Source organism: Desulforadius tongensis (assembly GCF_016907915.1).
Classification (GTDB): domain Bacteria; phylum Bacillota; class Desulfotomaculia; order Desulfotomaculales; family Desulfohalotomaculaceae; genus Desulforadius; species Desulforadius tongensis.
Window position 1 is genome coordinate 24,060 of the sequence record NZ_JAFBCW010000015.1, and the last position, 26,560, is coordinate 50,619.

30 protein-coding genes are annotated in these 26,560 nt (G+C 48.0%); 25 read left to right on the forward strand and 5 right to left on the reverse strand.

Annotation, left to right across the window (positions count from 1 at the left end; genetic code table 11):
• Positions 1-18: 18 nt before the first annotated feature.
• Positions 19-504, reverse strand: a complete 486-nt coding sequence (gene nuoE / locus JOC37_RS07350) for an NADH-quinone oxidoreductase subunit NuoE (RefSeq protein ID WP_204617585.1) — start codon at positions 502-504, stop codon at positions 19-21.
• Positions 505-1,009: 505 nt separating this feature from the next.
• Between nuoE and nadE the strand changes: the two genes are divergently transcribed.
• The 21 genes from nadE to JOC37_RS07455 all read left to right on the forward strand — a co-directional run bounded on the left by nadE (position 1,010) and on the right by JOC37_RS07455 (position 18,447).
• Positions 1,010-1,741 (forward strand): NAD(+) synthase, encoded by a 732-nt coding sequence (nadE, locus tag JOC37_RS07355; RefSeq protein ID WP_338017358.1) that lies wholly within the window; start codon positions 1,010-1,012, stop codon positions 1,739-1,741.
• Between the two features lie 174 nt (positions 1,742-1,915).
• Entirely contained in the window at positions 1,916-2,647 is a 732-nt protein-coding gene (locus JOC37_RS07360; protein ID WP_204617588.1) for a YebC/PmpR family DNA-binding transcriptional regulator, read from the forward strand.
• 261 nt (positions 2,648-2,908) lie between these two features.
• Positions 2,909-3,541: a BofC C-terminal domain-containing protein gene (locus JOC37_RS07365; protein WP_204617590.1), complete on the forward strand. Its 633-nt coding sequence runs from the start codon at positions 2,909-2,911 to the stop codon at positions 3,539-3,541.
• A gap of 96 nt (positions 3,542-3,637) precedes the next feature.
• Positions 3,638-4,129: a crossover junction endodeoxyribonuclease RuvC gene (gene ruvC / locus JOC37_RS07370; protein WP_204617636.1), complete on the forward strand. Its 492-nt coding sequence runs from the start codon at positions 3,638-3,640 to the stop codon at positions 4,127-4,129.
• Complete coding sequence (gene ruvA, locus JOC37_RS07375) at positions 4,126-4,737, forward strand: Holliday junction branch migration protein RuvA (protein WP_204617591.1); 612 nt, start codon at positions 4,126-4,128, stop codon at positions 4,735-4,737. The genes ruvC and ruvA overlap by 4 nt, the downstream gene beginning before the upstream one ends.
• Positions 4,738-4,768: 31 nt before the next feature.
• The gene (ruvB, locus tag JOC37_RS07380) at positions 4,769-5,806 is read left to right on the forward strand and encodes a Holliday junction branch migration DNA helicase RuvB (RefSeq protein ID WP_204617593.1); all 1,038 of its coding nucleotides are present in this window, start codon (positions 4,769-4,771) and stop codon (positions 5,804-5,806) included.
• Positions 5,807-5,843: 37 nt separating this feature from the next.
• A complete protein-coding gene (locus tag JOC37_RS07385; protein ID WP_204617594.1) occupies positions 5,844-6,428 on the forward strand; it encodes an epoxyqueuosine reductase QueH in 585 nt (194 codons plus the stop codon).
• Positions 6,403-6,627, forward strand: coding sequence for a DUF2905 domain-containing protein (locus tag JOC37_RS07390; RefSeq protein WP_204617596.1), 225 nt, complete (start codon positions 6,403-6,405; stop codon positions 6,625-6,627). The genes JOC37_RS07385 and JOC37_RS07390 overlap by 26 nt, the downstream gene beginning before the upstream one ends.
• A 205-nt stretch (positions 6,628-6,832) precedes the next feature.
• Complete coding sequence (locus tag JOC37_RS07395; RefSeq protein WP_204617598.1) at positions 6,833-8,245, forward strand: SpoIID/LytB domain-containing protein; 1,413 nt, start codon at positions 6,833-6,835, stop codon at positions 8,243-8,245.
• A gap of 8 nt (positions 8,246-8,253) precedes the next feature.
• Positions 8,254-9,291, forward strand: a complete 1,038-nt coding sequence (gene queA / locus JOC37_RS07400; protein ID WP_204617599.1) for a tRNA preQ1(34) S-adenosylmethionine ribosyltransferase-isomerase QueA — start codon at positions 8,254-8,256, stop codon at positions 9,289-9,291.
• Between the two features lie 13 nt (positions 9,292-9,304).
• Complete coding sequence (tgt, locus tag JOC37_RS07405; RefSeq protein ID WP_204617601.1) at positions 9,305-10,423, forward strand: tRNA guanosine(34) transglycosylase Tgt; 1,119 nt, start codon at positions 9,305-9,307, stop codon at positions 10,421-10,423.
• A 98-nt stretch (positions 10,424-10,521) separates the two neighbouring features.
• A complete protein-coding gene (gene yajC / locus JOC37_RS07410) occupies positions 10,522-10,815 on the forward strand; it encodes a preprotein translocase subunit YajC (RefSeq protein ID WP_204617603.1) in 294 nt (97 codons plus the stop codon).
• Between the two features lie 57 nt (positions 10,816-10,872).
• A complete protein-coding gene (locus tag JOC37_RS07415; RefSeq protein WP_204617638.1) occupies positions 10,873-11,535 on the forward strand; it encodes an HD domain-containing protein in 663 nt (220 codons plus the stop codon).
• A gap of 259 nt (positions 11,536-11,794) precedes the next feature.
• Complete coding sequence (gene secD / locus JOC37_RS07420) at positions 11,795-13,036, forward strand: protein translocase subunit SecD (protein ID WP_204617605.1); 1,242 nt, start codon at positions 11,795-11,797, stop codon at positions 13,034-13,036.
• 14 nt (positions 13,037-13,050) lie between these two features.
• Entirely contained in the window at positions 13,051-13,926 is an 876-nt protein-coding gene (gene secF, locus JOC37_RS07425; protein ID WP_204617607.1) for a protein translocase subunit SecF, read from the forward strand.
• Positions 13,927-14,004: 78 nt separating this feature from the next.
• The gene (locus JOC37_RS07430; protein WP_204617608.1) at positions 14,005-14,310 is read left to right on the forward strand and encodes an ACT domain-containing protein; all 306 of its coding nucleotides are present in this window, start codon (positions 14,005-14,007) and stop codon (positions 14,308-14,310) included.
• Positions 14,311-14,394: 84 nt separating this feature from the next.
• On the forward strand, positions 14,395-15,753 hold the full coding sequence (locus tag JOC37_RS07435; RefSeq protein ID WP_204617610.1) for a PFL family protein: 1,359 nt from the start codon (positions 14,395-14,397) through the stop codon (positions 15,751-15,753).
• Positions 15,754-15,887: 134 nt separating this feature from the next.
• Positions 15,888-16,184, forward strand: a complete 297-nt coding sequence (locus JOC37_RS07440) for a DUF5665 domain-containing protein (RefSeq protein ID WP_204617612.1) — start codon at positions 15,888-15,890, stop codon at positions 16,182-16,184.
• A 32-nt stretch (positions 16,185-16,216) separates the two neighbouring features.
• Entirely contained in the window at positions 16,217-16,894 is a 678-nt protein-coding gene (locus tag JOC37_RS07445) for a TraR/DksA C4-type zinc finger protein (RefSeq protein ID WP_204617613.1), read from the forward strand.
• A 175-nt stretch (positions 16,895-17,069) separates the two neighbouring features.
• Positions 17,070-17,531, forward strand: coding sequence for a signal peptidase II (gene lspA, locus JOC37_RS07450; RefSeq protein ID WP_338017359.1), 462 nt, complete (start codon positions 17,070-17,072; stop codon positions 17,529-17,531).
• A 1-nt stretch (position 17,532) separates the two neighbouring features.
• On the forward strand, positions 17,533-18,447 hold the full coding sequence (locus JOC37_RS07455; RefSeq protein WP_204617615.1) for an RluA family pseudouridine synthase: 915 nt from the start codon (positions 17,533-17,535) through the stop codon (positions 18,445-18,447).
• Here the strand turns inward: JOC37_RS07455 and JOC37_RS07460 are convergent.
• From JOC37_RS07460 to JOC37_RS07470, 3 genes are all read right to left on the reverse strand, one after another.
• Positions 18,440-18,877 carry a DUF441 domain-containing protein gene (locus JOC37_RS07460; protein WP_204617642.1) on the reverse strand — a complete coding sequence of 146 codons (438 nt, stop codon included), beginning with the start codon at positions 18,875-18,877 and terminating at the stop codon, positions 18,440-18,442. The genes JOC37_RS07455 and JOC37_RS07460 overlap by 8 nt on opposite strands.
• 158 nt (positions 18,878-19,035) lie before the next feature.
• On the reverse strand, positions 19,036-19,839 hold the full coding sequence (comA, locus tag JOC37_RS07465; RefSeq protein ID WP_204617644.1) for a phosphosulfolactate synthase: 804 nt from the start codon (positions 19,837-19,839) through the stop codon (positions 19,036-19,038).
• A gap of 118 nt (positions 19,840-19,957) precedes the next feature.
• Positions 19,958-21,298, reverse strand: coding sequence for an MFS transporter (locus JOC37_RS07470; protein WP_338017360.1), 1,341 nt, complete (start codon positions 21,296-21,298; stop codon positions 19,958-19,960).
• Positions 21,299-21,436: 138 nt separating this feature from the next.
• Here JOC37_RS07470 and JOC37_RS07475 point away from each other — a divergent pair, with 138 nt between their 5' ends.
• The gene (locus JOC37_RS07475; protein WP_204617616.1) at positions 21,437-21,712 is read left to right on the forward strand and encodes a YqhV family protein; all 276 of its coding nucleotides are present in this window, start codon (positions 21,437-21,439) and stop codon (positions 21,710-21,712) included.
• Between the two features lie 41 nt (positions 21,713-21,753).
• Here JOC37_RS07475 and JOC37_RS07480 read toward each other — a convergent pair whose 3' ends face one another.
• Complete coding sequence (locus JOC37_RS07480; RefSeq protein ID WP_204617618.1) at positions 21,754-23,094, reverse strand: methyl-accepting chemotaxis protein; 1,341 nt, start codon at positions 23,092-23,094, stop codon at positions 21,754-21,756.
• A gap of 372 nt (positions 23,095-23,466) precedes the next feature.
• Here JOC37_RS07480 and pyrR point away from each other — a divergent pair, with 372 nt between their 5' ends.
• The 3 genes from pyrR (at position 23,467) to JOC37_RS07495 (ending at position 26,541) form a co-directional block, all read left to right on the forward strand.
• Positions 23,467-24,012, forward strand: a complete 546-nt coding sequence (gene pyrR / locus JOC37_RS07485; protein WP_204617648.1) for a bifunctional pyr operon transcriptional regulator/uracil phosphoribosyltransferase PyrR — start codon at positions 23,467-23,469, stop codon at positions 24,010-24,012.
• 308 nt (positions 24,013-24,320) lie between these two features.
• Positions 24,321-25,259, forward strand: coding sequence for an aspartate carbamoyltransferase catalytic subunit (locus JOC37_RS07490; RefSeq protein WP_204617620.1), 939 nt, complete (start codon positions 24,321-24,323; stop codon positions 25,257-25,259).
• Complete coding sequence (locus JOC37_RS07495; protein ID WP_204617621.1) at positions 25,243-26,541, forward strand: dihydroorotase; 1,299 nt, start codon at positions 25,243-25,245, stop codon at positions 26,539-26,541. The genes JOC37_RS07490 and JOC37_RS07495 overlap by 17 nt, the downstream gene beginning before the upstream one ends.
• Positions 26,542-26,560: the final 19 nt, after the last annotated feature.

Below are 26,560 nucleotides of genomic sequence, written 5' to 3' on the forward strand. Positions count from 1 at the left end.
TTCACCTCCCTGGAGGTTTTATTCGTATTTTGATAGCACTTCGGAAACTTTTTCCGGAGTCATACGCGGGTGTACTTCGCCGTCCACTGTCATTACCGGAGCGATACCGCACGCACCAAGGCAGCGGACAACATCAAAGGTAAAACGACGGTCTTCAGTGGTTTCACCCGCTTTAATTTTAAGTTCCTTTTCAATGGCTGCCTGTACTTCAGGGGCACCTTTTACGTAACATGCCGTTCCCAAACAGAGGTTAATGCTGTGCCTACCCCTGGGTCTTAAGGTGAAAGCGGCATAGAAAGTGGCAACGCCGTAAACATCGGTAAGCGGGACATTTAATTCTTCAGCTACTTTAATCATTAAATCCTTTGGCAGATAACCCATTTCCTGTTGAATGGCTGCCAATACCACAATCAGGCCATTGGGATTACCACGGTATTTTAAAATCAGTTCATCAATTTTTTTGTTGGAATCAGCCTGACAATTGCAGTTGCATTCTGCACCCATGCAGTCAGATCCCCCTTTCTTGCATCTTCCGCTTAAATTTAAATTAGTGCTGGTACACTACTTGTTACTGGTTGACTAATTAACTTCCAGCCGGTTCACACCACCTTTCATGACAAAATTTAATGCAACCCTCTGGCTAACTGGATGTTTTAAATTGAGGAGGGTAAGATGTACATGCTTCCAGGGACAGCCGCTGTCAAAAAATCGATGCAGATATAGAGATGCCGAAATGTCAAATGGAAAACAATTTTCAACAAATTAAATTAAATTTAAATTTTCAAACAGTTCCCAATTTAGTATTATTGTACTGCTAGTTAAGAGTTTAAGCAACCCCTTTTTTTAGCGTAATTTGGCTTGTAAAGAAAATGGTATTTAGCATGCTGTGAATTAGCGCTTGGCACAATGTCACATACTAAATACAAATATAATTATTTTTAATTGCACTTAAAGTACGGGCTGTGTTAAGATTATCTTTGTAAATCGAAAAATGGTGGAGGGGTTTGCCTTGGTAGTAAATGAAGTGGCAGACAAGCTTTCGGCATGGCTGGAGGCCAAGCTGAAGGAATCGGGTACCAAGAGTTTTATAGTAGGGTTAAGCGGTGGGGTTGATTCTGCCGTGGTTGCGGGGCTTTGTCAGCGTGTTAGACCAAATGACACTTATGGTGTAATTATGCCCTGTCACAGCAATCCGGATGATGCCAAATACGGCAGAATGGTTGCTGAGGCTTTTAACATACCGGTTAAAGAGGTTGTACTGGATGAGGTTTTTGATGCATTGGTGGCAAGATTAACCGATGAACCTTATGAAAAAAACAAACAAAATCTGGCCTTTGCTAATATTAAACCGCGCCTGCGCATGACTACCCTGTACTTTTATGCATCAAAATATAAAGGTCTGGTGGTGGGAACGGGCAACAAGGCGGAAATCACCGTTGGATTTTATACCAAGTACGGTGACGGAGGATGCGATCTTTTACCGATAGCCAATTTGGTAAAGGCCCAGGTGTACGAACTGGCCAGGTACTTGGGAGTGCCGCAGCCAATTATAGATAAAAAACCCTCTGCCGGTTTATGGCATGGACATGACGATGAGGAAGAGATGGGTGTAACTTACCGTGAATTGGACCGCTATATTCTCACCGGTGAAGCGGAACCAAGGGTAAAAAGAATAGTGGACCAACTGCACCGTCAAAGTGAGCATAAAAGACATATGCCCCCCATTCCACCGGAATTTTAAACCCTAATAGCCATAAATACATTTTTGTAACGGCATTTTTGTTTCTGCCGGTTACAGCAAATTAGAATTACAGAGTTACTTAGTTATCTATAATAAAATAAAATATAGATATGCAGTAATGTATATATAAATAGGAAAGAAAAAATTTTCACAAAGTAGGGAGATGAGGTTGCTATGGCCGGCCATTCTAAATGGGCTAATATTAAACGTAAAAAGGCCAAAGTAGATGCTCAACGAGGCAAAATATTTACCAGGTTAACTAAAGAAATTATTTTGGCAGCTAAATTGGGTGGAGGCGACCCCGCCGGAAACATGAGATTAAAGGCAGCGTTGGAAAAGGCTAAAGAGGCCAATTTGCCAAAAGATAAGATAGAGAGAGCTATTTTAAAAGGTACTGGCCAGCTCAGTGCTTCCAATTTGGAACAAATTGTATACGAAGGTTACGGTCCGGGCGGCGTGGCGGTGCTGATGAATATCACCACCGATAACCGCAACCGCACTGCCGGTGAAATACGTCATATTTTTTCCAAGCATAACGGCAACCTTGGTGAAAGCGGCTGTGTATCCTGGATGTTTGACCGCAAGGGTCTGCTGGTGGTGGAAAAAGAAAATGCCGGAATAGAAGAAGATGATTTGATGATGATGGTGCTGGAAGCCGGGGCGGAAGACATGAAGGTTGAAGATGACGTTTACGAGATTTATACCGCAGCGGATGATTTTACCGAGGTATATAAAAACCTGGAAGCTAAAAATATACCGGTGGCTGAAGCGGAAATAACCATGATACCTCAAACCACCGTCAAACTGCAGGGTGAAGAGGCGGAAAAAATGATGAAGCTGTTGGAAGTGCTGGAGGAGCACGATGATGTGGATGACGTGTACTCCAACTTTGAAATGGAAAAATAAGAATTAATAAGGGCTCAAAGATGGCGAGCCCTTATTTTTTTCTAAAAACTTGTTTAATATGCCAGGCCAGAATGGTGAGAGGTGGGAACTTAAAAATGAATTTAAGCATGTTCTTTTCCCCCACAAAGTGCTGATTTTTAATTACTGTATTCTAACAACCTGTACTATGTTAAGGGATTTTAAAGAACTGTATCAACCCTAAGATATTTGGAAATAATAATACCTAATTAGATAAATGGCATTCTTAGGGGGTATTCAGCCGTGTTGTGGCGTAGGTTAATTTTGGCTGCGGTCAGTGCTTTTTTAGTGGGGGTAATGGTAACCTCGGCCTACCTGGCAACCAACGCGATATTTAACTGGACAAATAATACTGTGGTGAATCCATCCTGGGCCACCGAGGAAGCGGCGTTGGAAAACCTGGTGGTAACAAAAAGAACAAAAGTTTATAAACAAAATATTTATTTGTGCGGCGATGCGGCAGAGCTGTCGGTTGAATCCGGAGATGCACTGGTGGGCATGGGGAAAGATGATTTGTTAAACATGTTTTCTGCTGCCGACGGTTGGCAGGTGCGCTTTGATTCCCCGTACCAGTTGGTGCTGGCCAGAAAGGTTAATGCACTTTGTCCCCGGCACCGGCACTACCGCCATCTGGGCATTTACAACGGCAAACTGGCGGTATTTCAAGGGCCGCTGGGGGTTAATACCCTGTTGATAAATGTGGTTGAAAACAAACCGGTGGAAAAACTTTCCCGGCCATTATACCAAAAGCTTAAACAGGGTATGGAATTTGACAAACAGAAACCGGAGCTGCAGGCTAAATTAAAACAGGAGCTGGAATTTGCAGGGGATAAAGAACTGTATGCCGTTTTAGAAAATATTGATGAGCTGAGCTGACGGCCGTAAAATGATTGGTGGCAGTGTTTCCCGGCAGGTGGTATAATGTACCTGAACAACTGTTCTTTTTAACTGACTGATGGAGGAATGTGTTTGATGTTAATTATGGGAGTTGACCCGGGCACCGCCATTACCGGTTACGGGCTGGTGTATTATTGCGGTAACAGTTTTAAGCTGGTGGAATGCGGTGCTGTTCGCACCAAGGCGGGGCTGCCGTTATATGACCGTTTACATACGCTGTACAGCGATTTAACTGAACTGATAAAGCGGCATAAACCGGATCAATATGCGGTGGAGGAATTGTTTTTTAATAAAAATACCCGTACCGCCATGGCGGTGGGGCATGCCCGGGGAGTGGCGCTTTTAGCCGGTGCCAATGCCGGGTTAAAGGTTTTTGAGTACACACCGCTGCAGGTGAAACAATCGGTGGTGGGGTATGGGCGTGCTGACAAAAAACAGGTTCAATACATGATTAAAACACTGCTCAACCTGGCTGTGGTGCCAAAACCCGACGACGTGGCAGATGCCCTGGCGGTGGCCGTTTGTCATGCTCACCATGCTAAAAATGTGGGGAGAGTGTCGTTATGATTGCTTTTCTGCGCGGTAAGCTGGCAGCAGAGTCAACGGGGAAAGTGGTGCTGGATGTTAACGGTGTGGGATACCAGCTGCTGGTTTCCAGCGCCACCCTGGCCGACATGCCTCCGGTGGGGGAGGAAGTTTTTCTGCATACGCATATGGTGGTGCGGGAGGACAGTATGCAGCTGTACGGTTTTAAAACAGAGGAAGAGTTATTCATTTTTACCGCGGTGCTGGGGGTTTCCGGGGTGGGCCCCAAAGGGGCACTGTCGCTGCTTTCAACGTATCAACCGGGCAGTATAAGAGAAATTATGGCTAATGAAGATGTAACCGCTCTGACCAAAGTTTCCGGCATCGGTAAAAAAACTGCCCAGCGGCTTATTTTAGAGCTGAAGGATAAACTGGGCAGCATACCAGCGGCGGCGAAAAAGACAGCACCAAACATAAAACATCAGGGTTCAATGCACAGAGATGCGGAATTTGCCTTGATGGCCCTGGGTTACAGCCAATCTGAAGCGGCGGAGGCGGTAAAATTGGCCTGCGCTGACAGCAGCAATCCGCCTGATGTTTCAGCGCTGGTTAAATCAGCCCTTAAATATTTGATGAAGGAGCAGCGGTAAAATTAACCTTTCCGGAGTAGGTGATAATTTAATGATTGAAAGGGATGAGCGCCTGGTATCCCCGACAGCGGGGGGCGAAGACAAAGAAATAGAAAACGGGTTAAGGCCCCGGCGGCTGGGGGAATATATAGGACAGCAAAAGGTTAAAGAAACCATAGATATATTTATAAAGGCTGCCCTGGGGCGGGGGGAAACGCTGGATCACGTTTTGCTGTTTGGTCCCCCGGGTTTGGGGAAAACCACACTGGCAGGCATTATAGCCAACGAGATGGGGGTAAGTATGCGCACCACCTCCGGCCCGGCCATAGAACGGCCCGGTGATTTGGCTGCTATTTTAACCAACCTTAATCCCGGGGATGTGCTGTTTATAGATGAGATTCACCGGTTGAGCCGTTCGGTGGAAGAAGTTTTATACCCGGCCATGGAAGATTTTGCCCTGGACATAATCATTGGGAAAGGACCCAGTGCCCGTTCCATCCGCCTGGATCTGCCCAGGTTTACACTGGTGGGAGCCACCACCAGAGCCGGGTTGTTAACTTCGCCCCTCAGAGACCGGTTTGGGGTAATCAGCAGGTTGGATTTTTACCGGCCGGAAGAACTGGCTGAGATACTGCGCCGGTCGGCAGGTATTTTAAATATTAAATTAGGTGACGGCGGGGTGGAACAAATAGCCCGCCGGTCCCGCGGCACTCCCAGAATAGCCAACAGGCTGTTGAAACGTGTTCGTGATTACGCGGAAGTTAGGGCCGGTGGAGTGATAACTGCAGAAGTGGCGGATGAAGCGCTGCGGTTTTTAGAAGTGGATTCTTTAGGTTTGGACAAATCTGACCGCCGGCTGCTGAGGGCGATAATAGAAAAATTTGGCGGCGGGCCGGTGGGACTGGATACCCTGGCCGCGTCAATAAGCGAAGAACCGGGCACTGTGGAAGATGTGCTGGAGCCTTACCTGTTACAGGTGGGAATGCTGGCCAGAACTCCCAGGGGCAGGGTGGCCACTCCAAATGCCTACCGCCAGTTGGGGATACCGCTGCCCAAGCAGCATGACGGGCAGCGTAAATTGTGGGATTAAGCGGTGTGCAAATGTAAAAAAGAAAGGTGATTCCATCATGCCTAAAATTCTACTGCACAGCTGTTGCGGGCCTTGTTCCATTTACCCGCTGGAATATTTGCGTAACGAAAACTTTGACATTGTAGGACATTTTTACAATCCCAATATCCATCCATATACAGAATGGCAGAAAAGAAAAGACAACTACCAGTGGTTTATGGAAAAAGAGGGAATAAAAAGCATTATTGAAGATGACTACGATTTAGAAGGTTTTCTGCAAAACGTGGTGCACCGGGAAGCCAATCGCTGCCGGTACTGCTACAGCATGCGCCTGAACCGGGCAGCGCAAATCGCCCGCAGGGGTAAGTTTGATGCCTTTACCACCACCCTTTTGGTAAGTCCCTTTCAAAAACACCAAATGCTGAAAGAGATAGGCGAAGCGGTGGGCGAAAAATATGGCGTACCCTTTTACTACGTGGATTTTAGACCCGGGTTCAAAGAGGCCTATATGAAAGCCAAGGAAACGGGACACTATACCCAGCAGTACTGCGGCTGCATATACAGCGAAAAGGAGCGCTACATGCCTAAGAATAAGAAAAAGAAGGGAGAGAAGCAGCTTGGATCCCCTTCAGTCTATGGGTAAAATGGTACTGGTGTTGGGGCTGTTTCTAATAATTATTGGCGGGCTGATGATGGGAGCGGGGAAGTTTTTAAACTTCGGCCGGCTGCCGGGAGACATTTACGTACAAAAAGGAAACTTTACTTTTTATTTTCCGGTAGTGAGCATGATACTTCTAAGCCTGCTGCTTACCTTTTTGGCAAATATATTTTTTAGAAGATAATATTCACAAGATAATATTCACAGCGCCAAGCGAGCATTTTTCAGTGCGCAGCTGCCGAACGGAATAAAGACGGGCTTAAGCAGGATAATTTTTCCATGGCGGTTTGCAGCCTTGATTTTTCTACCTCTGCAAGGAAACAGGAAACATTTGTCGAAGTATTAAGCTTATGCTTTAAATGCCAGCATTATCAAATGGGGGTAGAAAAATGAAAAGAAATTTTTTTACATATATAGGTCTATTTGTGATAATCACAGCTTTGTCAGTTATTTATTTAACCAGGGAAGAACCCGCCGCCGAGGGCCGGGGGGTGTCAGTAATTCCTAAAACCATTCGCATAGGAATAGTGCGGGAAGCAGAGAAACTGCAGTTTGCCGTACAGGGCAAATACAGGCTGTTAAACGGCTACAATGGTGAAATGATTGCACTGGCAGAACCTAACAGGCGTTACACGGTGGAAATGATTGACCGGGGTGGAGAACCGCTGATTAAATTAAGCTGTGATGGCCGGCAGATAGGTGTTTACAGCGGCCCGCTGGTGGTGCAGAAAATAAACCGGGAAGCCAGTATTCTTAGCGGCAGCGGGGCGCTGGCCAAAAGAACCGGCGGCAGGGGCTTAACCGTTATCGACGCCAGCGGGGAAATAACCCCGCTGCCTGAAGATATGTCCAAATATACGCTGCTGTCTGCCGGCGGTTTGAGCAGCCTGCGGGTTAACGATGAATTACAATTGGTTACATTATATACAGGGGATAAAGCAGGGCGCTACCGGGGTGATTTCGATTTTCGATTGGGAGAAAAGGGCATCACAGCCATTAATGACCTGCCCTTTGAGGAATACCTTTACGGTGTGGTGCCCAGCGAGATGCCCCATAAGTGGCCGGAGGAAGCGCTGAAGGCCCAGGCGGTGGTGGCCCGCACCTACGCCCTATATTCCAGGGGACAGTACCTGGCGTACGGGTTTGACATTCTGGCCAACCAGTACAACCAGGTGTACCATGGCTATGACCACGAAACACCGGAAACCACAATGGCAGTGCAGCAAACCAGGGGACAAGTTCTTACCTACGAAGGCCGGTTAATACTGGCTGTGTTTCACTCCAGCAGTGGGGGCTATACAGGTAATTGTGCTGAAGTTTGGAAAGAAGACATTCCCTATTTAAAGGCGAAAAAAGACCCCTATGATTATAACGAAAAACACTACAACTGGTCAGTTAACTTAACTGCCGAACAACTGGCTGAACGGTTTACTGCCAAGGGATATCCTTACACTAAAGTGCTGGACATAGAAGAAGTGCAGCGGGATAAAGTGGGAGCAAGGGTTAAAGTGATGCGCGTTAAAGGCATCGACCGGGAGGGAAAAATAAAAGAAGAAGAGATCTATAATGCCGACCGGGTACGCTACCTGCTGGGGCTGAAAAGCAGCATTTTTACCATGGATAAGCAGTATGACCAGGATAAAAACCTCAGGTCAGTTACATTTACCGGCAGCGGCTGGGGCCATGGATTGGGAATGAGTCAATATGGTGCCAGGGCAATGGCGCTGGAAGGTTATAGTTACCAGGATATTTTGCAATACTACTACAGTGGTGTAAATTTAGAATACAACTATGGAGTGTAAAAGAGCGTATGTATAAAACCACAGACTATGATTATCACCTGCCGGAAGAACTAATAGCCCAGGAACCCCTTAGTAAACGCGACCGGTCAAGACTGCTGGTGCTGCACAGGGAAAGCGGGTTAATTGAACACCGGCAGTTTAATCACATTGGAGAGTACCTGCGGCCGGGAGATACGCTGGTTATTAACGATACCAAGGTGCTGCCGGCCAGGTTATACGGCCGGCGCAAAAATACCGGGGCCAAAATAGAAGTGCTGCTGCTTGAACAGCTGGAAGGCAGCCGATGGGAAGTACTGGTGAAACCCGGCCGGCGGGCTAAAGTGGGCGATACCATTGTATTTGATGACGGCCGGCGGGTTTTAATGGAAGCCGATATAATAGACAGTACCGATACCGGTGGAAGGGTACTGGAGTTTACCTACAGCGGGCAGTTTTTGGAACTGCTGGATCGCATCGGCACAATGCCCCTTCCGCCCTATATAAAAAAAGAACTGCAGGATAAACAGCGTTACCAGACAGTTTATGCACAGCGGGAGGGTTCGGCGGCGGCCCCCACTGCCGGGCTGCACTTTACCCGTGAACTGCTGCAGCAATTGCAGCAGCAGGGAATAAACGTGGCCAGGGTGCTGCTGCATGTGGGCCTTGGCACCTTCCGACCGGTAAAGGTGGAGGATATCAGGGAACATAAAATGCACCGGGAGTATTACGAAATTACACCGGAAACTGCCGGGATAATAAACAAAACCAAAGAACGGGGCGGACGGGTTATAGCAGTGGGTACCACCAGTGTGCGAACTTTGGAAACGGCGGCCGGTGAAGATGGCGAAATTCACCCGGCCAAAGGATGGACGGATATATTTATCTACCCGGGATATAAATTTAAATGTATTGACGGGTTAATTACCAATTTTCACCTGCCAAAATCAACACTGCTGATGCTGGTATCAGCCTTTGCAGGCAGAGAAAAAATCATGGCCGCCTACCAGGAGGCAGTAAAAAAAGAATACAGGTTTTTTAGTTTTGGCGATGCTATGCTGATAATTTGATATGGAGGGCGTTATGAAATCACCGGTAAGATTTGAAATCATAAAACAGGACACCAGAACCAGGGCCAGGCTGGGCCGTTTATATACTCCCCACGGGGAGGTGGAAACACCCATTTTCATGCCGGTGGGAACCCGAGCTACAGTAAAAACCATGACACCGGATGAAGTGCGAGAGGTGGGTGGGCGCCTGGTGCTGAGCAATACCTACCACCTGTACCTGCGCCCCGGCCACCATTTGGTACAGCAGGCCGGGGGACTGCATCGTTTTATGAATTGGAACGGCCCAATTCTTACAGACAGCGGGGGGTTTCAAGTTTTCAGCCTGGGGGAACTGCGCAAAATTACTGAAGAAGGGGTTGAATTCCGTTCCCACATAGATGGTTCAAAGCATATTTTTACACCGGAAAAGGTGATGGAGATAGAAATGGCCCTGGGGGCAGACATAGCAATGGTCTTTGATGAGTGTGCCCCTTACCCCTGTGATTACAGTTATGCCAAGAAATCCCTGGAGTTAACCACCCGCTGGGCCAAGCGCTGCCAAAAAGCCCATCATAAAGAGGATCAGGCGCTGTTTGGTATTATTCAAGGGTCGGTATATAAAGACCTGCGGGAACAAAGTGCCAAAGAGCTTATTGAAATGGACTTCCCCGGCTACGGTATCGGGGGCCTTTCGGTGGGAGAACCAAAGCCGCTGATGTACGAAATGCTGGAATATACCATTCCCCTTATACCGGTGGAGAAGCCCCGCTACTTAATGGGCGTGGGGTCACCGGACTGTTTGATAGAAGGGGTTATGCGCGGGGTAGACATGTTTGACTGCGTGCTGCCCACCCGTACCGCCCGTACAGGTACGGTATTTACACAGTACGGCAAACTAAATATACGCAATGCCCGTTATGCCCGGGACTTCAGACCCATTGATGAAGACTGCGGCTGCTACGTATGCCGCAACTACACCCGGGCCTACATCAGGCACCTGTTAAAAGCGGGAGAAGTGCTGGGTATTCGCCTGACAACCTGGCATAACCTGTATTTTATCCTTGGATTAATGGAAAAAATAAGAGAAGCAATTAGAAATGACCGGCTGCCGGAATTTCGCAACCGTTTTTTTGATCAATATCAGGAAAAATAAAAAAATTTACCCGCATAAAAGCAGGAAAAAAACCTTATTAAGCAGAAACTGGTAGTAGCATTTTTATTAATTTTGCTTGACTGAAGGGAGGTTTTGTTTTGAATCCACAAGTGGTGTCAGTTATTTACGTAGTGGCGTTATTTGCGTTGCTTTATTTTTTGTTTATCAGGCCTCAGCAAAAGCGTCAAAAAGAACATCAAAAAATGATAAACGAGCTGAAAGTTCACGATGAGGTGGCCACAGTTGGCGGTATTATCGGCACCGTGGTAAGAATAAAAGAAGAAACGGTGGTGCTGCGGCTGGGGGACAACGTAAAGGTGGAGTTTTTAAAGAATGCTATTGGCCAGGTACGCAAAAAAGCAAACGGGTCAAATAATGAGAAAAAAGAGTAGACGCAGTCTACTCTTTTTTCTAAATTAAATTGTTAATTTACGAGGGAGGGCGTATTGATTTTGGTTACCTTAGATGATGTAAAAGCAAACCCGGTTATAGATACCTGTATCAGAAAAGGAAATGAATTTTTGGGTTCCATGGGTTTTACAGAGCACAGCTACCGGCATGTCAACCTGGTATCAAGCATTGCCGAAAGTATTATTAGGAAGCTGGGCTACCCGGAGCGTGACGCCCAGCTGGCAGCCATAGCCGGTTACCTGCATGACATTGGCAATGTGGTAAGCCGCAATGATCACGGTATTTCCGGTGCCCACATTGCCTTTCCCATCCTGCTGCAGATGGGTATGCCGCCGGAGGAAGTTTGTACCGTAGTATCAGCCATCGCCAATCACGAAGAGCAGTACGGCCAACCGGTGAATCACATTGCCGCTGCTTTAATTCTTGCCGATAAATCCGATGTGCACCGGTCGCGGGTGCGCAATACAGATTTTGCCACCTTTGATATACATGACCGGGTAAATTATGCGGCGGAACATGCCTTTGTCTATGTAAATGAAAAAAATCGTATTATCACAATGGAACTGTCCATTGACATATCCATTACCCCGGTGATGGAGTACTTTGAAATATTCCTGGATCGAATGATTTTATGCCGCCGGGCCGCCAATCACCTGGGGTGCAACTTTGAACTGGTTATAAACGGTGCCAAATTACTTTAAAAATTCATGTTAAGGTTTGTTAATTGACATGCCCCGCTCCACAGGTATATAATTACTTTTGTTCAGTGTATCAAAAGTATTTTGACCTCTGAAAATGCTGCTTTGCCGATTCAAAAAGCAGCTGGGCTGAAAAGTGCCGGGCCTGTGGGAAAAAATTGTACAGGCACCGAAAGTAAATAGGCTTGTTCAGTTTTTGGACCGGCATGTCTTCGGAGGTAATAGGTAATCTTTTTTTGGTTTTAAAGGGGGAAATTAAAAAATGAGATGGGGCAGTACAATAAAACTGGCCGGCCTGCTGGTACTGGTGGCCGTAATAGCGGTGCTGGCTGTTAAACCGGTGTTTCCGGAGGGAAAAGTACCCTGGCTGCCGCTGACCAGGGATATTGACCTGGGGCTTGATTTGCAGGGCGGGGTACATGTGGTATTAGAAGCCAAGGACACAGAAGATATTAAAGTAGACGACCAAAAAATGGATCAGCTGCTGGCTACCATTGAACGGCGGGTAAACGGTTTTGGTGTATCGGAACCGGTTGTACAGAGGGAAGGTGAGCGCCGTATTGTTGTAGAGCTGGCCGGCATAGATGATCCTGAAGCGGCGGTAGATTCTATTGTTAAAACTGCCTACCTGGAATTTATTGCTCCCGACGGGAAGGTGATACTTACCGGTGCCGATTTGGAGAATGCCGTGGAATCAATACGGCAGGACACCAATCAGGCCATAGTTAATTTGGAATTTACACCGGAAGGGACTAAAAAATTTGCCGAGGCCACAAAAAAATACCTGCATCAGAACATAGCCATTGTGCTGGACGGGCAGCTGCTGCAGAACCCGTATGTTAAAGATCCCATTTTAGACGGGAAGGCATTCATAGATGGCTATGCCAGTTTTGAAGAGGCTCATGAAATTGGCGTGCTGCTGCGTTCCGGGGCGCTGCCGGTGAAAGTGGAAGTAATGGAAAAACGTACCGTTGGCCCCACACTGGGTAAGGATTCGCTGGATCGCTCCATTAAGGCTGGTATTATAGGTCTGGCCTTGATTTTGGCCTTTATGGTAACCTACTACCGTGTGCCGGGGTTGGTTGCCAATATAGCGCTGTTAATTTACTCAATTATTGTGTTAGGGTTATTTGTGGTCTTTGATGTTGTACTGACGCTGCCCGGCATTGCCGGATTCATTCTGTCGCTGGGTATAGCGGTGGATGCTAATATTATCATTTTTGAACGGATAAAAGAGGAACTGAAAAACGGCAAGAGCCTGCGTTCGGCCATTGATGCCGGTTTTAAACGGGCCTTTGTGGCGGTGCTGGATTCTAACGTAACCACATTGATTGCCGCTGTGGTGCTGTACTACTTCGGTGCCAGCATGGTCAGGGGATTTGCCCTAACCCTGTCCATCGGTATTTTATCCAGCATGTTTACTGCCATTACTCTAACCCGGTGGATGTTAAAGCTGACGGCAGATACCCGTATTATTAAAAACACCAAGTTTTACGGGGCATAAGGGGGAGAATGTAAATGTTTCATATAATTCATAAACGCAAACTGTGGTATATTATCTCGGCAGCAATTATCATCCCCGGCCTTATTTCCCTGTTTATCCAGGGCCTGAACCTGGGCATTGACTTTACGGGTGGTAACATTACCGAGGTAAAATTCAAGAAGGATGTAACCACTGCCCAAGTACGGGAAGTTGTTAAAGAGCAGGGTTTAACGGATAAATACATTCAAAAAAGTACCGGAGGCGTATTTTTAATCCGCACCGAAGTGCTGACAGAGGAAGAAAATGAAAAGATGCTGAAAGCCCTGGATGAAGAACTGGGCGGCATGACTTTGCTGCGCAATAACAAGGTGGGCCCCACCATTGGTGCGGAACTAACCCGGCAGGCGCTGCTTGCCCTGGCAGTGGCTTCGGTACTGATGGTGCTATACATTACCTGGCGCTTTGAATTTAAACAGGGCATTGCGGCCATTGCGGCCATATTACACGACGTACTGGTGACAGTGGGCCTGCTGTCCATAATGCAGGTGGAGATAAACAGTGCCTTTGTGGCAGCTATTTTAACCATAATTGGTTATTCTATTAATGATACCATTGTAATATTTGACCGCATAAGAGAGAACCTGGCCCTGAAAAAAGGGATGAAGATTGCCGACGTAATTAACATCAGCCTGTGGCAGACCATGGCCCGCTCCATCAACACCACAGGTACTGTGCTGTTCGTGCTGGCTGCTCTTTACTTCTTCGGCGGTACAACCATTAACAACTTTGTGCTGGCCCTGATTATCGGTGTTACCAGCGGGGCATACTCGTCCATCTTTACTGCCAGCCCCTTGTGGTATGATATGCTGGATAAAAAACGCCGCCAAAAGGCAGTTAAGCCGACAGCTTAATAATACAGGGATTGCGCGGGAAAACCCGCGTGATTTTTTTAATTAATTTAACTGGAAAAACAAGGAGGGACTTAAACAATGAATCACATTAAGAATGATGACGGCGGCGGCAGCCGGGTAATAATTTCTGTCATCGGTAAGGACCGGGTGGGCATCATTGCTGGCGTATCCGGTGTTTTAAAAGATGCCAACGTTAACATTTTAGATATCAGCCAGACCATCATGCAGGATTTGTTCACCATGATACTGGTGGGAGATATGACCGCAAGCAGTTTGGATTTGGCCGCGTTAAAAGACCGTTTAAACGAGCAGGCCGAGGAACTGGGTGTGCGCATTGATGTCCAGCATGAAGATGTTTTTCGATATATGCACAGGATACAGTAACCGTGCCGCATTGCGGTACCATCAGGGGATGAAAAGCCACCGGCTCAGGAAGATAACATTTTTCAGGATAGGGGGCAATAAGCCATGCTTACAATGAATGAAATATTAGAAACCATCCGCATGGTACAAAAAGAAAAACTGGATATTCGTACCATTACCATGGGCATCAGCCTGCGGGACTGCGTTCACGCTGACCCCAAAGCGGCCTGCAGGAAAATATATGATAAAATTACCACCCGGGCGGAAAAATTAGTGGCCGTTGGAGAAGAAATTGAACGGGAATACGGTATTCCCATTGTAAATAAACGCATTTCTGTTACCCCCATTTCCCTGGTGGCTGAAGCCAGCAGCACAGATAACTACGTAATGTTTGCCCAAGCTATGGATAAGGCTGCAGCCCAGGTGGGAGTTAACTTTATCGGCGGTTTTTCTGCCCTGGTACATAAGGGTGCCACCACGGGGGATGAAAAACTAATTCACTCCATTCCCGAGGCACTGGATGTTACCGAACGGGTGTGCTCATCGGTTAACGTGGCCACCACCAAAGACGGGATCAACATGGATGCCGTTTACCGCATGGGCCAGGTGATAGTGGAAACAGCCAAGCGCACCGCCGACCGGGATGGACTGGGATGTGCCAAACTGGTGGTATTTGCCAACGTACCCGAGGACAATCCATTTATGGCCGGGGCCTTTCACGGGGTAGGTGAGCCGGAATGTGTAATAAACGTTGGTGTAAGCGGTCCCGGGGTGGTAAAAAATGCAGTGGAAAAGGTAAAGGATGAAGATTTTGGTACACTGGCGGAAACGGTAAAAAATACCGCCTTTAAAATCACCCGCATGGGTGAACTGGTGGGACGGGCAGCGGCTAAAAAATTAAATGTGCCCTTTGGCATTGTGGACCTCTCACTGGCACCCACCCCGGCGGTGGGAGACAGTGTGGCCGAGGTGCTGGAGGCAATGGGTTTGGAGCGCTGCGGCACCCACGGTACCACAGCGGCGCTGGCGCTGCTTAACGATGCGGTGAAAAAGGGCGGGGCCATGGCCTCCAGTTACGTGGGCGGCTTATCCGGGGCCTTTATTCCGGTAAGTGAAGACGCGGGTATGATTAGAGCAGCCCAAGAAGGCGTTTTAACCTTGGAAAAATTAGAAGCCATGACCTGTGTATGCTCTGTGGGCCTGGACATGATAGCAGTACCGGGTGACACCCCGGCGGAAACGATAGCAGCCATAATTGCAGATGAAGCCGCCATCGGCATGATTAACCAAAAAACCACGGCGGTGAGAATAATTCCCGCGCCGGGCAAAAAAGTGGGTGACAGGGTGGAGTTCGGCGGCCTGCTGGGGCACGCGCCAATTATACCGGTAAAGCAGCCTTCACCGGCCCACTTTGTAAAAAGAGGCGGCAGAATTCCGGCACCGATAAACAGCTTGAAAAACTAAAAATTTTAATAACAAAAGGGGCTTGATTTTTATCAGGCCCCTTTGCTGCTGCCCGGGCTTTTAAATACTAAATAAAAAACAGCCCGGCAGGGTAAATTAAATTTGTAAATATATCAAGCACAGGAGAATTTAACATGGCCGAAGTGACAGACAAGAGTTTAAAAGCCCTGGAAGAGCGGGTTCATAAATTAGCCACCAACATGGAAAAAATGAAACTGGCCGAGTACGTGCGGCTGCTGGAAAGTCCCTGGCGTTTGTTATATGTCAATTTTATCAGCGGTGTGGCCAGGGGTTTGGGTATCGGTGTCGGTTTTGCTGTTTTAAGTGCCGTTATAATTTATATATTGAAATCCATGGTTACAATTCCGGTGATTGGCAGCGTTATTGCTCAAATAGTAGAAATAGTTCAGATCAGACTGGGTACATATTAAAGTAATCATTAAAATGAGCAGGAGGAGATAAGGTGCGGTCCAGGCAGATGGAGTATTTGAAGCAGCGCATGTTGGAAGAACGGGAGCAGCAGCTGCAGAATATCAGAAATATAGATGAAGGCGGCTTGGGTGAATCAATGGATACCTCCTTTGGAGAGCTTTCCACCATAGACAATCACCCCGGTGATGTGGGCACTGAGATGTTTGAACGCAGTAAAGATTCAGCATTAAAGGAACAGGCCCGGGTGATAATACAGGCCATAGATAATGCTTTAAAAGCCATGAAACAGGGTACTTACGGCCGGTGTGAAGTATGCGGCAGAGAGATTCCCTATCAGAGATTAGAGGCCGTTCCCTACACCACCATATGCAGGGAATGTAAGGCGGCGGAGGAAAGCATACCGCCGAGGCATCCCCGCCCGGTGGAAGAGGATGTATTGATGCCTCCCTTTGAACGAACATTCAATGACAACAGCGGTAAAAACTTCTACGACGGGGAAGACACCTGGCAGGAAGCGGCCAGGCACAGCACCAGTTATGAAACAGACCCGGAATATGAAGTGGACAGCATAGACCCGGAGGGAGATAAAAGACAGCTTCAGGGGGCGGTGGAAGCGGTGGAAAATATACCCTATGAAGTGGACGATGGGGTGCTGTATAAAAGCTTTTCTCCCGTTAAAGAATTTGGCTCAGAACCGGAAGGAAGATAGAGGGGATAATGATATTGATGCAGCTGCAGATTAAGCTGAATTAAAAGAGCTGGCAGATTGTTTATGTGTAAAGCAAAGGGCCAGGGGGACAGTGTTTATGCCCCCTGGCTTTGTATTTTTGTGCAAATATGCTATATTAATATTATTTGGTAATATATACATACTGGGGGGGTTAATGATGCCGTTGATTTTTACAGCGCTGGTTGTTTTAACTATTGATTTGTTATCTAAATATATCGTGCAGTCTAATATGGAATTGTACCAGTCCATACCGGTGGTAGAAAATATCTTTCACATTACGTATATATTAAATCCCGGGGCTGCCTTTGGTATGCTGGCTTACAAAACTTCTTTTTTTGTGGCTGTAAGCGCGGCACTAATTTTAGGGGTGGTATTCTTTTACCGGCGTATTGCCCGGGAGACACTGCTGGTGAAATTGTCCCTGGGCATGGTGGCCGGGGGGGCAGTTGGCAACTTGATTGATAGAATAAGGTACGGGAAGGTGGTAGATTTCTTAGATTTTCGCGTTTGGCCGGTATTTAACCTGGCCGATACAGCCATAGTAATAGGCGTGGGTTTACTGATACTGGAGATAATGAGACGGCCGGAACAGCAGGACATGGAGGGGGAAAAGTAATATGCCGGAGATACACAGTTTTCAGGTGACAAAAGATGATGCTGGCATGAGGTTGGATAAATTTTTAGCCCGGGAAATAGATGATTTAACCCGTTCCTATATCCAAAAATTACTGCATGAAAATATGGCCCGTGTGAACGGGAAAAAGGTTAAAGCCAGTTATAAACTGCAGCCCGGTGACAACGTTGAACTGGAACAGCCTGATCCGGTGGAACTTTCCGTTGAGCCGGAAAATATTCCCCTGGATATATACTATGAAGATGAGGACATTATTATTGTCAACAAGCCCCAGGGAATGGTGGTGCATCCCGCCGACGGTAATTACTCCGGTACCCTGGTAAATGCCCTGCTGTATCACTGCCGTGACCTGTCCGGTATTAACGGTGTATTGAGGCCCGGTATCGTTCACCGTATAGATAAAGATACCAGCGGCTTGCTGATGGTGGCTAAAAATGACGCTGCCCATTTAGATTTGGCCCGGCAGCTGAAAGAGCACAGTGTAACCAGGCGTTACCTGGCCCTGGTACATGGGAATATAAAAGTTGACAGTGCGGTCATAGATGCACCCATCGGCCGGGACCCCAGGGACAGGCAGAAAATGGCAGTAACCGATAAAAACTCAAAGCCGGCTGTCACCCATTTTACCGTCAAAGAAAGGTTCGGCCGGTACAGCTTGGTGGAATGCCGGTTGGAAACCGGCCGTACCCACCAAATCCGGGTACACATGGCTTATATTAAGCACCCGGTGGTGGGGGATGCCAAGTACGGCGGTCAAACCAGGGAGTTTAAACTGGCGGGCCAGCTGCTTCATGCTGCGGTGCTGGGTTTTAAACATCCCGGCAGCGGTGAATACATGTGCTTTGAAGCGCCGCTGCCCCGGCATTTTCAGGCGGTGCTGAATAAATTAACTACTTAAAATAACTGAATATCTCCAGAAACAGTGCCGCGATTCCCGCGGCCATTAAGGGTCCCACCGGCTGCCCGTTAAAGAACACTATGCCGATGATGCAGCCCAGCACCAGGCCAAAAATAATTTCCGGATCAAGCTGTAATAATCTTAGACCCTGCTGGTTTAAATGGGTGGCCAGCGTTCCGCCGATGATGGCCATAATACCGGGCACTGAGGTAAGGTTATAGATTAAATCTTTTTCTGTTACCCTGCCGCTGGCCATTGGCACCAGAATGGAAAGCAGTAAAAAAAGTAAACCTAGTTCCAACCCCCGTCTTTCCAGCAGGGGAAATACAAAGTTCAGGTTAGTTAGTTTCAATATCAGCAGTACACAAGCTGCGGTGGCTATAAGGTTGGAACGGGAGATAAGCCCCACCAGCAGCAGGGCTACCAGCATCATTTCGGCCTTCAAATCACTTCGCCTCTCAAAAAAGTTTGTCTAATTTATATGCAGGCTATCTCAAAGGGATAACTAAAAAGAGACAAACCGCCTGGCCAGGGCGGTCTGTCATCGGCTGCCGGCAGCCGTTTTTGTGTATACAATTTGCTTATGCTTTAATCACATACAGATTTAAGGGTGTCCGCCCGCAGGCCCACGCGCAGTGCTTCCACTGCCAGCACTTCGTGGGCATTGATGTTGCCAAAGTTTACATTGGGACCGAAACGCAGGATTAAATCCTGCTGCTGGTCTTTTAATGGTGCCTCCCATATCAGCACTGACGGGTCGGGTAGGGCGGATACAAGTTCCTCCATTTCCGTTTGGATTATTTTTCCTGTGGAATCATACAAGCCTACACCCTTGCCCGATTCTCTACCTTCCACAATGACCTTTTGAGCACCGTATTTCAGATCTGACAAAACCTGTTTAATTAGTTGACTTAATGGGGCCCGCCTTTCGGTGTCTTTTTTTCCCACTTCTGACAGGACAATTAACCCCTTTTCTGCCGCCATGTTGATGGCGTTGGCCCGCATGGTACTGTCAAATGTAATTGTACCGTCGGAGATTTCTACCGCTGTAAATCCCAGCTGTTTGACCATATTCAGGTATTCTTCCAGTTTATCCTGCAGTATGGCCACTTCTAAAAAAGTGCCTCCCGGGTATATATCAACGTTATAAGAGCGCACCAGATTGATTTTTTCCTCTAAAATCTCGGTGGCATAAAAGGCAGAAGTGCCAAACCCCAGTTTTAAGTAATCGATATAATCCCCGGCCAGGTTGAGCAGGTCCCTGGTTTCACCCAGTCCCAGCCCCTTGTCAATAACCATGGTAAGGCCGGATTTTCTGGGTTTGCTGGTACGGCTGCCCAGTGGAAATTTTAAAATACTCATCCAATTACTGCCGGAATGGCGTTGGGCCATTGTCACAACTCCTTTCACGGGTATAATCACCATTGAATAAGGTGATTTCTGGCACCTCCCGTTCTGCTGCCCGTGATTCCATCTCTAGGTGTAGTGTATTCGCAACAACTATTATTGGTTACCGGTTATTTCTTTGACCATTATTTACCTGGTCTTTATAATGATGGTTATTGAGGGGTTTTCTGGCTGGTTCAGGGGTTGGGGCCAAATATCCGCTGTATCTTTTGTTCTTTAACTGCTCCTTTTCCCGGTGTTTATTAGGCGCGTTTTTAATGGCCTTAATGCGGATAAAGAAAAATGAAACAGCGGCAGCAGCTCCGGCCAGGGCTGCGGCACTCCAAAACATTACCGGCTGTCCGAAATTCATCAGCCATCCGAAAACCGGCGGTCCAAAGGCCACTCCAAAAAAACGCACACTGCCGTAAAGGGAAGTTACCATGCCCCGCTCTTCGGTGGCGGTGGTACTGGTAATCAGCATGTTTAAACACGGTAAAATCAATCCGGTACCAATGCCGGCTGCAGAAATGGCAGCAAAGAACATGTACACACCTTTAAGCAGCGGCAGCAAACCCAGGGATACAGATAATAAAATTAAACCGGTTACAACCAGTATTTTCATCAAGGCAACCTGTTTTTTGATAAAGGCACCGGTGATGTAAGAGGTGGTACTCATAAAAAGCACCGGTACGGCCAGTGCCAGGCCTTTAATTACACCGTTTAACACCAGAACTTTTTCCAGGTAATCCGATAGAAAGAACAATACCCCGAAAAGTAAAAACAGTGCTGTGGCTCCGGCAAAAAAACAGGACAGCAGTAAGGGGGACTTATTTTTAAATATCTGTTTAATGGTCCGGGCATATTCTTTCAACAGGGGAGGTTCCCTCTGCTGTTTCGGTTCTTTGACCAATATCCACATGGCCAAAACCACGGGAATAACAATGGCGGGGAAAAATACAAAGGCAGCATACCAAAGGATTGTACCCAGCACGGCACCTAAAACGGGGCTGATGACTTTGCCCATGCCGTTGGATGCTTCTATTACCCCCAGGGATTTGGCCCTCTGCTTACCCTGCCATAAATCGCCGCACAGCGCCATGGCAATGGGGGCGGTGCCGGCGGCACCGATTCCCTGTATTACCCGGCCGGCGAGGATAACAGCAAAAGCTTTTTCTTTCAAAAAGAAGGCGGCCAGTGCTGCCACCACGCCACCCAGGCCGTAAAGTACCAGTGAGGGTATAATCACTTTTTTACGCCCAAAACGGTCGGATAAAAAGCCGGCCAGGGGAATTACTATCCCGGCGGGCACCGAGAATAAAGTAATAATTAAACTAACCTGTACATTAGATATATTTAACGCCTTTTGTACTGCCGGCAGTACCGGTATCAGCAGGGAGTTGCCCAGCACCATAATCAGAGGAACCCCGGCCAGTGCGGGTAAAGTGAATTTTTTAACTTTCACGTCCTTCACGTCCTTTCATAACCAGACGAGTGTATTTTTCCTCTCTGGGTGTTAAGGTATTCATTAAAGAAACAAAGACAGCATAAGAAATGGAGTAGGTAAAATATGTATCGGTAACCGGAAAGGGATGATGCTGCTTTGTTTCACGTTTTTGATAAAATTGTTTTCGGCATGGCGGCCATGCGTTTTTTATCGTCATTAATTGAATTTTCAGCGGCGATGTTAATGTTAAAGTTTAACCGGGTGGAAACGGCATTTAAAATTAATGCCTTACTGGCGTTAATCGGCCCCAGCGTATTGATAATTGTAACTTCTTTGGGACTGATTGGTTTGGCGGGGAAAATACCGGTCAGCAAAATGATATGCATTGCGGCCGGGGTGGCGCTGATTTTTATTGGGGTTAACAAGACATAAAAAAGGGCGTTAAAACGCCCCGGAAGATCAGTTTTTTAGTTTTAGCGCAGCTTGAATCTGTCTGCCGCTGCTTTTAATTCTTCAGCTATTTCAGCTAAAGAATTGAGGGCTGTGCTGATTTCATCCATGGAAGAGGATTGTTCTTCCGCGCTGGCGGTGATATTTTGAACACCGGCGCTCATCTGCTGGCTGGCGGCAGCTACGTCGTTTATCTGCCCGGCCAGGTTGTGTACCGTACTGATGATTTGTTTAAAGGTGTCGCCCACCTGGCTGACTATTTTCGTGCCCTCTTCAACCTCCTGCGAGCTCTTTTCCATCACCAGTACGGCGGCATTGGCCTCCTGCTGAATGCTGTTTATTAACCCGTGGATTTCTTTGGCCGCAGAGGATGACTGTTCTGCCAGCTGGCGAACTTCGTCGGCTACCACTGCAAAGCCTTTGCCGTGCTCTCCCGCCCGGGCCGCTTCAATGGCGGCGTTCAGCGCGAGCAGGTTTGTCTGCTCGGCTATGGTGGTGATCAGTTCTACTATTTGAGTGATTTGGCTGGAAATTTTGCTTAATGTATTTATGGCCGTACTTGCTTGACTGCTGGCGGAATGAATGCCGGTCATTTGATTCTGCAGCTGCTGTACGCCCTGCTGCCCTTCATCGGCAAGGGAACTTGCTTGATCTGCGGCTGCCGAAACCACCTGAGTGTTTTGGGCCACCTGCTCCACCGTGGCGGAAACTTCGGAAAGGGTGCTGGCGGTATCAGCGGTACCGGCGGCAGTCTGCTCGCAGGTGGCATTGAGCCGTTCCGTTGCTTCGGCCACCTTTTGGGATTTGTCCGCCAGCTGCTGTACCACATCCTGCATGGTGATGACCATCTGATTAAAGGCATTGGTGAGCACACCCAGCTCGTCCCGGTGAATAATCTTCAGTTCTTCCACTGACAGGTCGCCCTCGGCAATACGTACAGCGGAGTTCTGCAGCTGTTTAACCGGGTTTTCAACGGTTCTGCGCAGCCAATATGCAGCGGCGAAGGCAAGTATAAAGCTTAAAGCCCCGCCGGAAATCATTATCATGGCTCCCTGGGTATCTTCCATTTCAAAGGCGTGATGAATTCCCAGTAACGAGGTAATAAACATTGGAATTACCACTGCAATAAAGGCTCCACGGATTTTGGTTTTAATGCTCACTGTAATTTTGTCCGCCGTGGTTTTATAATAATCGCACCTGCGGCAGTGAGTAATTTTTTGGGCCATGGTGCCCTGGACTTTGCCGCCGCAGTGGGTACCGGTAACCTTCCAGCATTCAGTTCCCCGGTTTTCAGTATAGGCGGGACAGTCTTTCATGTGTTCTTCGGGACAATTAAGTACTTCCCAGCAGTTTTTTTCTGACATGATAACCCCCTCACAATTTATTAAACTAGGTAAATGTTTGACAAGCACGGCTGCTTTTGATTATTTTAAATATTTAATAAACTTTAGGCCCAAATTACAATTGTTCCTGAATGTACCTAATATTATAAATTATATAACCACATATTGCTATATCAAACTTGTCGTTTTATGTAATTTTTAAGAAGGGCATGGTTATTATGATATGTTTTTCCTTGACAGCACGGTGGGGGTGCTGTAAAATAGTTAATGAAAATTACCTTGAAATCGGTCCTGTGAGGCTGGTAAGGGAACATAGTACGGTTTTTCAGGTCAAACTATGCCTATTACCAGCAGGTAATAGGTTTTTTACTGTCGGAGGTGAATCCGGTGCATATAGGCAAAGAAAAAGCACAGATACTTGATGAAAGCGGAATACGTCGGGCACTGACACGGATAGCCCATGAAATTATTGAAAAAAATAAAGGTGTGGAAAACGTTGCTTTGGTGGGCATTCGCCGCCGGGGCGTACCGCTGGCTGAGCGATTGGCCCGGCGGATTAAAGAAATTGAAGGTGCGGAGGTGCCGGTGGGCACCTTGGATATAACGCTGTACCGTGATGATCTGACCACTTTGTCCCAGCAGCCGCAGGTACACCAAACCAAGGTGGGATTCCCGGTGGCAGGAAAGGTCATCGTGCTGGTGGATGATGTGCTGTTTACCGGGCGAACTGTAAGGGCGGCCCTTGATGCCCTGATGGATTTGGGGCGGCCGAAAGCAATACAGCTGATGGTGCTTGTGGATCGTGGACACCGGGAACTGCCCATCAGGGCAGACTTTGTGGGTAAAAATTTGCCCACTTCTAAAAAAGAAGTGGTTTCGGTACGGCTGAAAGAAGTTGACAATGAGGATAGGGTTGTAATAATGGAACTGCCAGAATGATGCAGCTTCCTTTTAATTCGGTCCCGTGAGGCCGGCAAAGGAAGGGTTGAAATTTTTGGCTCTTTTTTGCTGGCCTCGTTTCGGATTAATCCGGGACGAGGTTTTTTTAATGCCGCCGTGCGGCACCATCAGGGGATAAAAAGCAGGCGGCCTTTTGCAGAAGTGATCGTTTATGGTTGAGCCGGAGCCGGCAGACCGAGCGCTGAGTTTGGCCGGCGAAGGAATTTAAGCGAACGTTGCAAAAGCCGCCGGCTTTGAACCGCAGCATTTTTCAGGGCAGTTTACTTTAAATGTAAGGGGGGATAATTTTGGGTCTGCAGAGCAAACACATGCTGGGCTTACAGCATACCCCAGCACAGGATATTCTGACCATACTGGATACCGCCGGTGCCATGAAGGACATAATCCGCCGGGACATTAAGAAAGTACCCACCCTGCGGGGGCGTACAGTGGTGACGTTGTTTTACGAAAACAGCACCCGCACTAAAACATCCTTTGATTTGGCGGGTAAATATTTAAGTGCGGACACAGTGGGGTTAAGTGCCTCCAGCAGCAGTGTCCGGAAGGGGGAAAGTTTGATAGATACCGCCCGCACGGTGGAAGCGATGGGTGCGGATGTGCTGGTAATCAGGCATCCCGCCGCCGGGGCGGCGGAAATAGTGGCCGATAACGTGCGGTGTTCGGTTATTAATGCCGGGGATGGTATTCATGAGCACCCCACCCAGGCCCTGCTGGATATGTTCACCATTAGAGAATACAAGGGTGATTTTTCCGGTTTAAAAGCAGCAATTATCGGTGACATTTTGCACAGCCGGGTGGCCCGGTCAAATATTTGGGGGCTGACCAAATTGGGAGCAGAGGTGTCTGTGGCAGGACCGGCCACACTGCTGCCGCCGGAAATAGAAAAGATGGGTGTAAAGGTTTGTACCAGGGTGGAAGAGGCGCTGGCAGGTGCAGATGTGGTGAATGTGCTGCGCATACAGCTGGAAAGACAAAAGCAGGCGCTTTTTCCCAGCCTGCGGGAATACTCCCGGTTGTACGGTATTAACAGGGAGCGGTTGGGCCTGGCCAAGGAGGATGCCATTGTGATGCATCCCGGGCCGTTAAACCGGGGAGTGGAAATTGTCAAAGAGGTGGCAGACAGTGCCCGGTCGGTAATAAATGAACAGGTAACCAACGGGGTGGCGGTGCGCATGGCCCTGTTGTACCTACTAACCGGAGGTGAAGCTGTTGAAACTGCTGATTAAAGGCGGTAAACTGGTAAACCCGGAAAAACAATTGCTGGAAAAGGCTGATGTGCTGGTGGAAAACGGAGTAATTACAGCCATGGAGAGCAGTTTGTCTGAGCGTGATGCTGAAGTGGTGGAAGCAGGGGGTAAACTGGTGTGCCCGGGGTTGATAGATATGCACGTTCATTTGAGGGAGCCGGGATTTGAACATAAAGAAACCATTGCCACCGGCACCATGGCGGCGGCCAGGGGCGGTTTTACCGCGGTGGCCTGCATGCCCAACACTAACCCGGTTGCTGACAATGCCCCGGTGATACGCTTTATTTTAGACCGGGCGGCAGCGGAGGGAACGGTAAAGGTCTATCCCATTGGGGCCATTACCAAGGGTTCCAAGGGGAAAGAAATAACCGAAATGGCAGATTTAAAGGCAGCGGGGGCGGTGGCTGTGTCCGATGACGGTGTCCCGGTGCACGATGCCGGGGTGATGCGCCGGGCCATGCAGTATGCCTCCATGCTGGGTTTGACGGTAATTTCCCACTGTGAAGATAAAAGCCTGGTGGCGGAGGGAGTAATGCACCAGGGTTATCAAAGTACAGTGCTGGGTCTGCCGGGAATGCCGGCGGAGGCAGAAGAGGTGATGGTGGCCAGGGATATAATACTGGCCGAGGCCACCGGCTGCCGGGTGCACATTGCTCACATCAGTACCGCCGGTGCGGTGGAACTGGTGCGTCAGGCTAAAAAGAGGGGCGTAAAGGTAACCTGTGAGGTGACCCCCCACCACTTCACCCTTACCGATCAAGCGGTGAATGGATATGATACAAATACCAAAGTAAACCCACCGCTGAGAACTGCAGCGGATGTGGCAGCGGTTAAACAGGGATTGGCGGATGGAACCATCGATGTAATTGCCACTGACCATGCCCCCCATACGGTGGATGAAAAAGAAGTGGAATACCAGTATGCCCCCTTCGGGTTGGTGGGCCTGGAAACGGCGGTGGGCCTGGTATTTACCGAACTGGTGGACACGGGAATACTTACCGTGCCGGAAGCTGTGGCCAAGTTGAGCACCAACCCGGCCCGGATAATGGCTGTGCCGGGGGGAAGGCTGGCGGTGGGCGAGCAGGCTGACATAACGATAATAGACCCCGAAGCATTGGAAAAAGTAGATCCCGGTAGCTTTGCAGGTAAGGGCAAAAACACTCCTTTTGCCGGCAGAAAGTTAAAGGGACTTCCGGTGATGACCATTGTAAAAGGAAAAATTGTAATGAAGGATAGACGGGTAACAGTATCGAGTGTATAATTATTTATAAATTTGTATA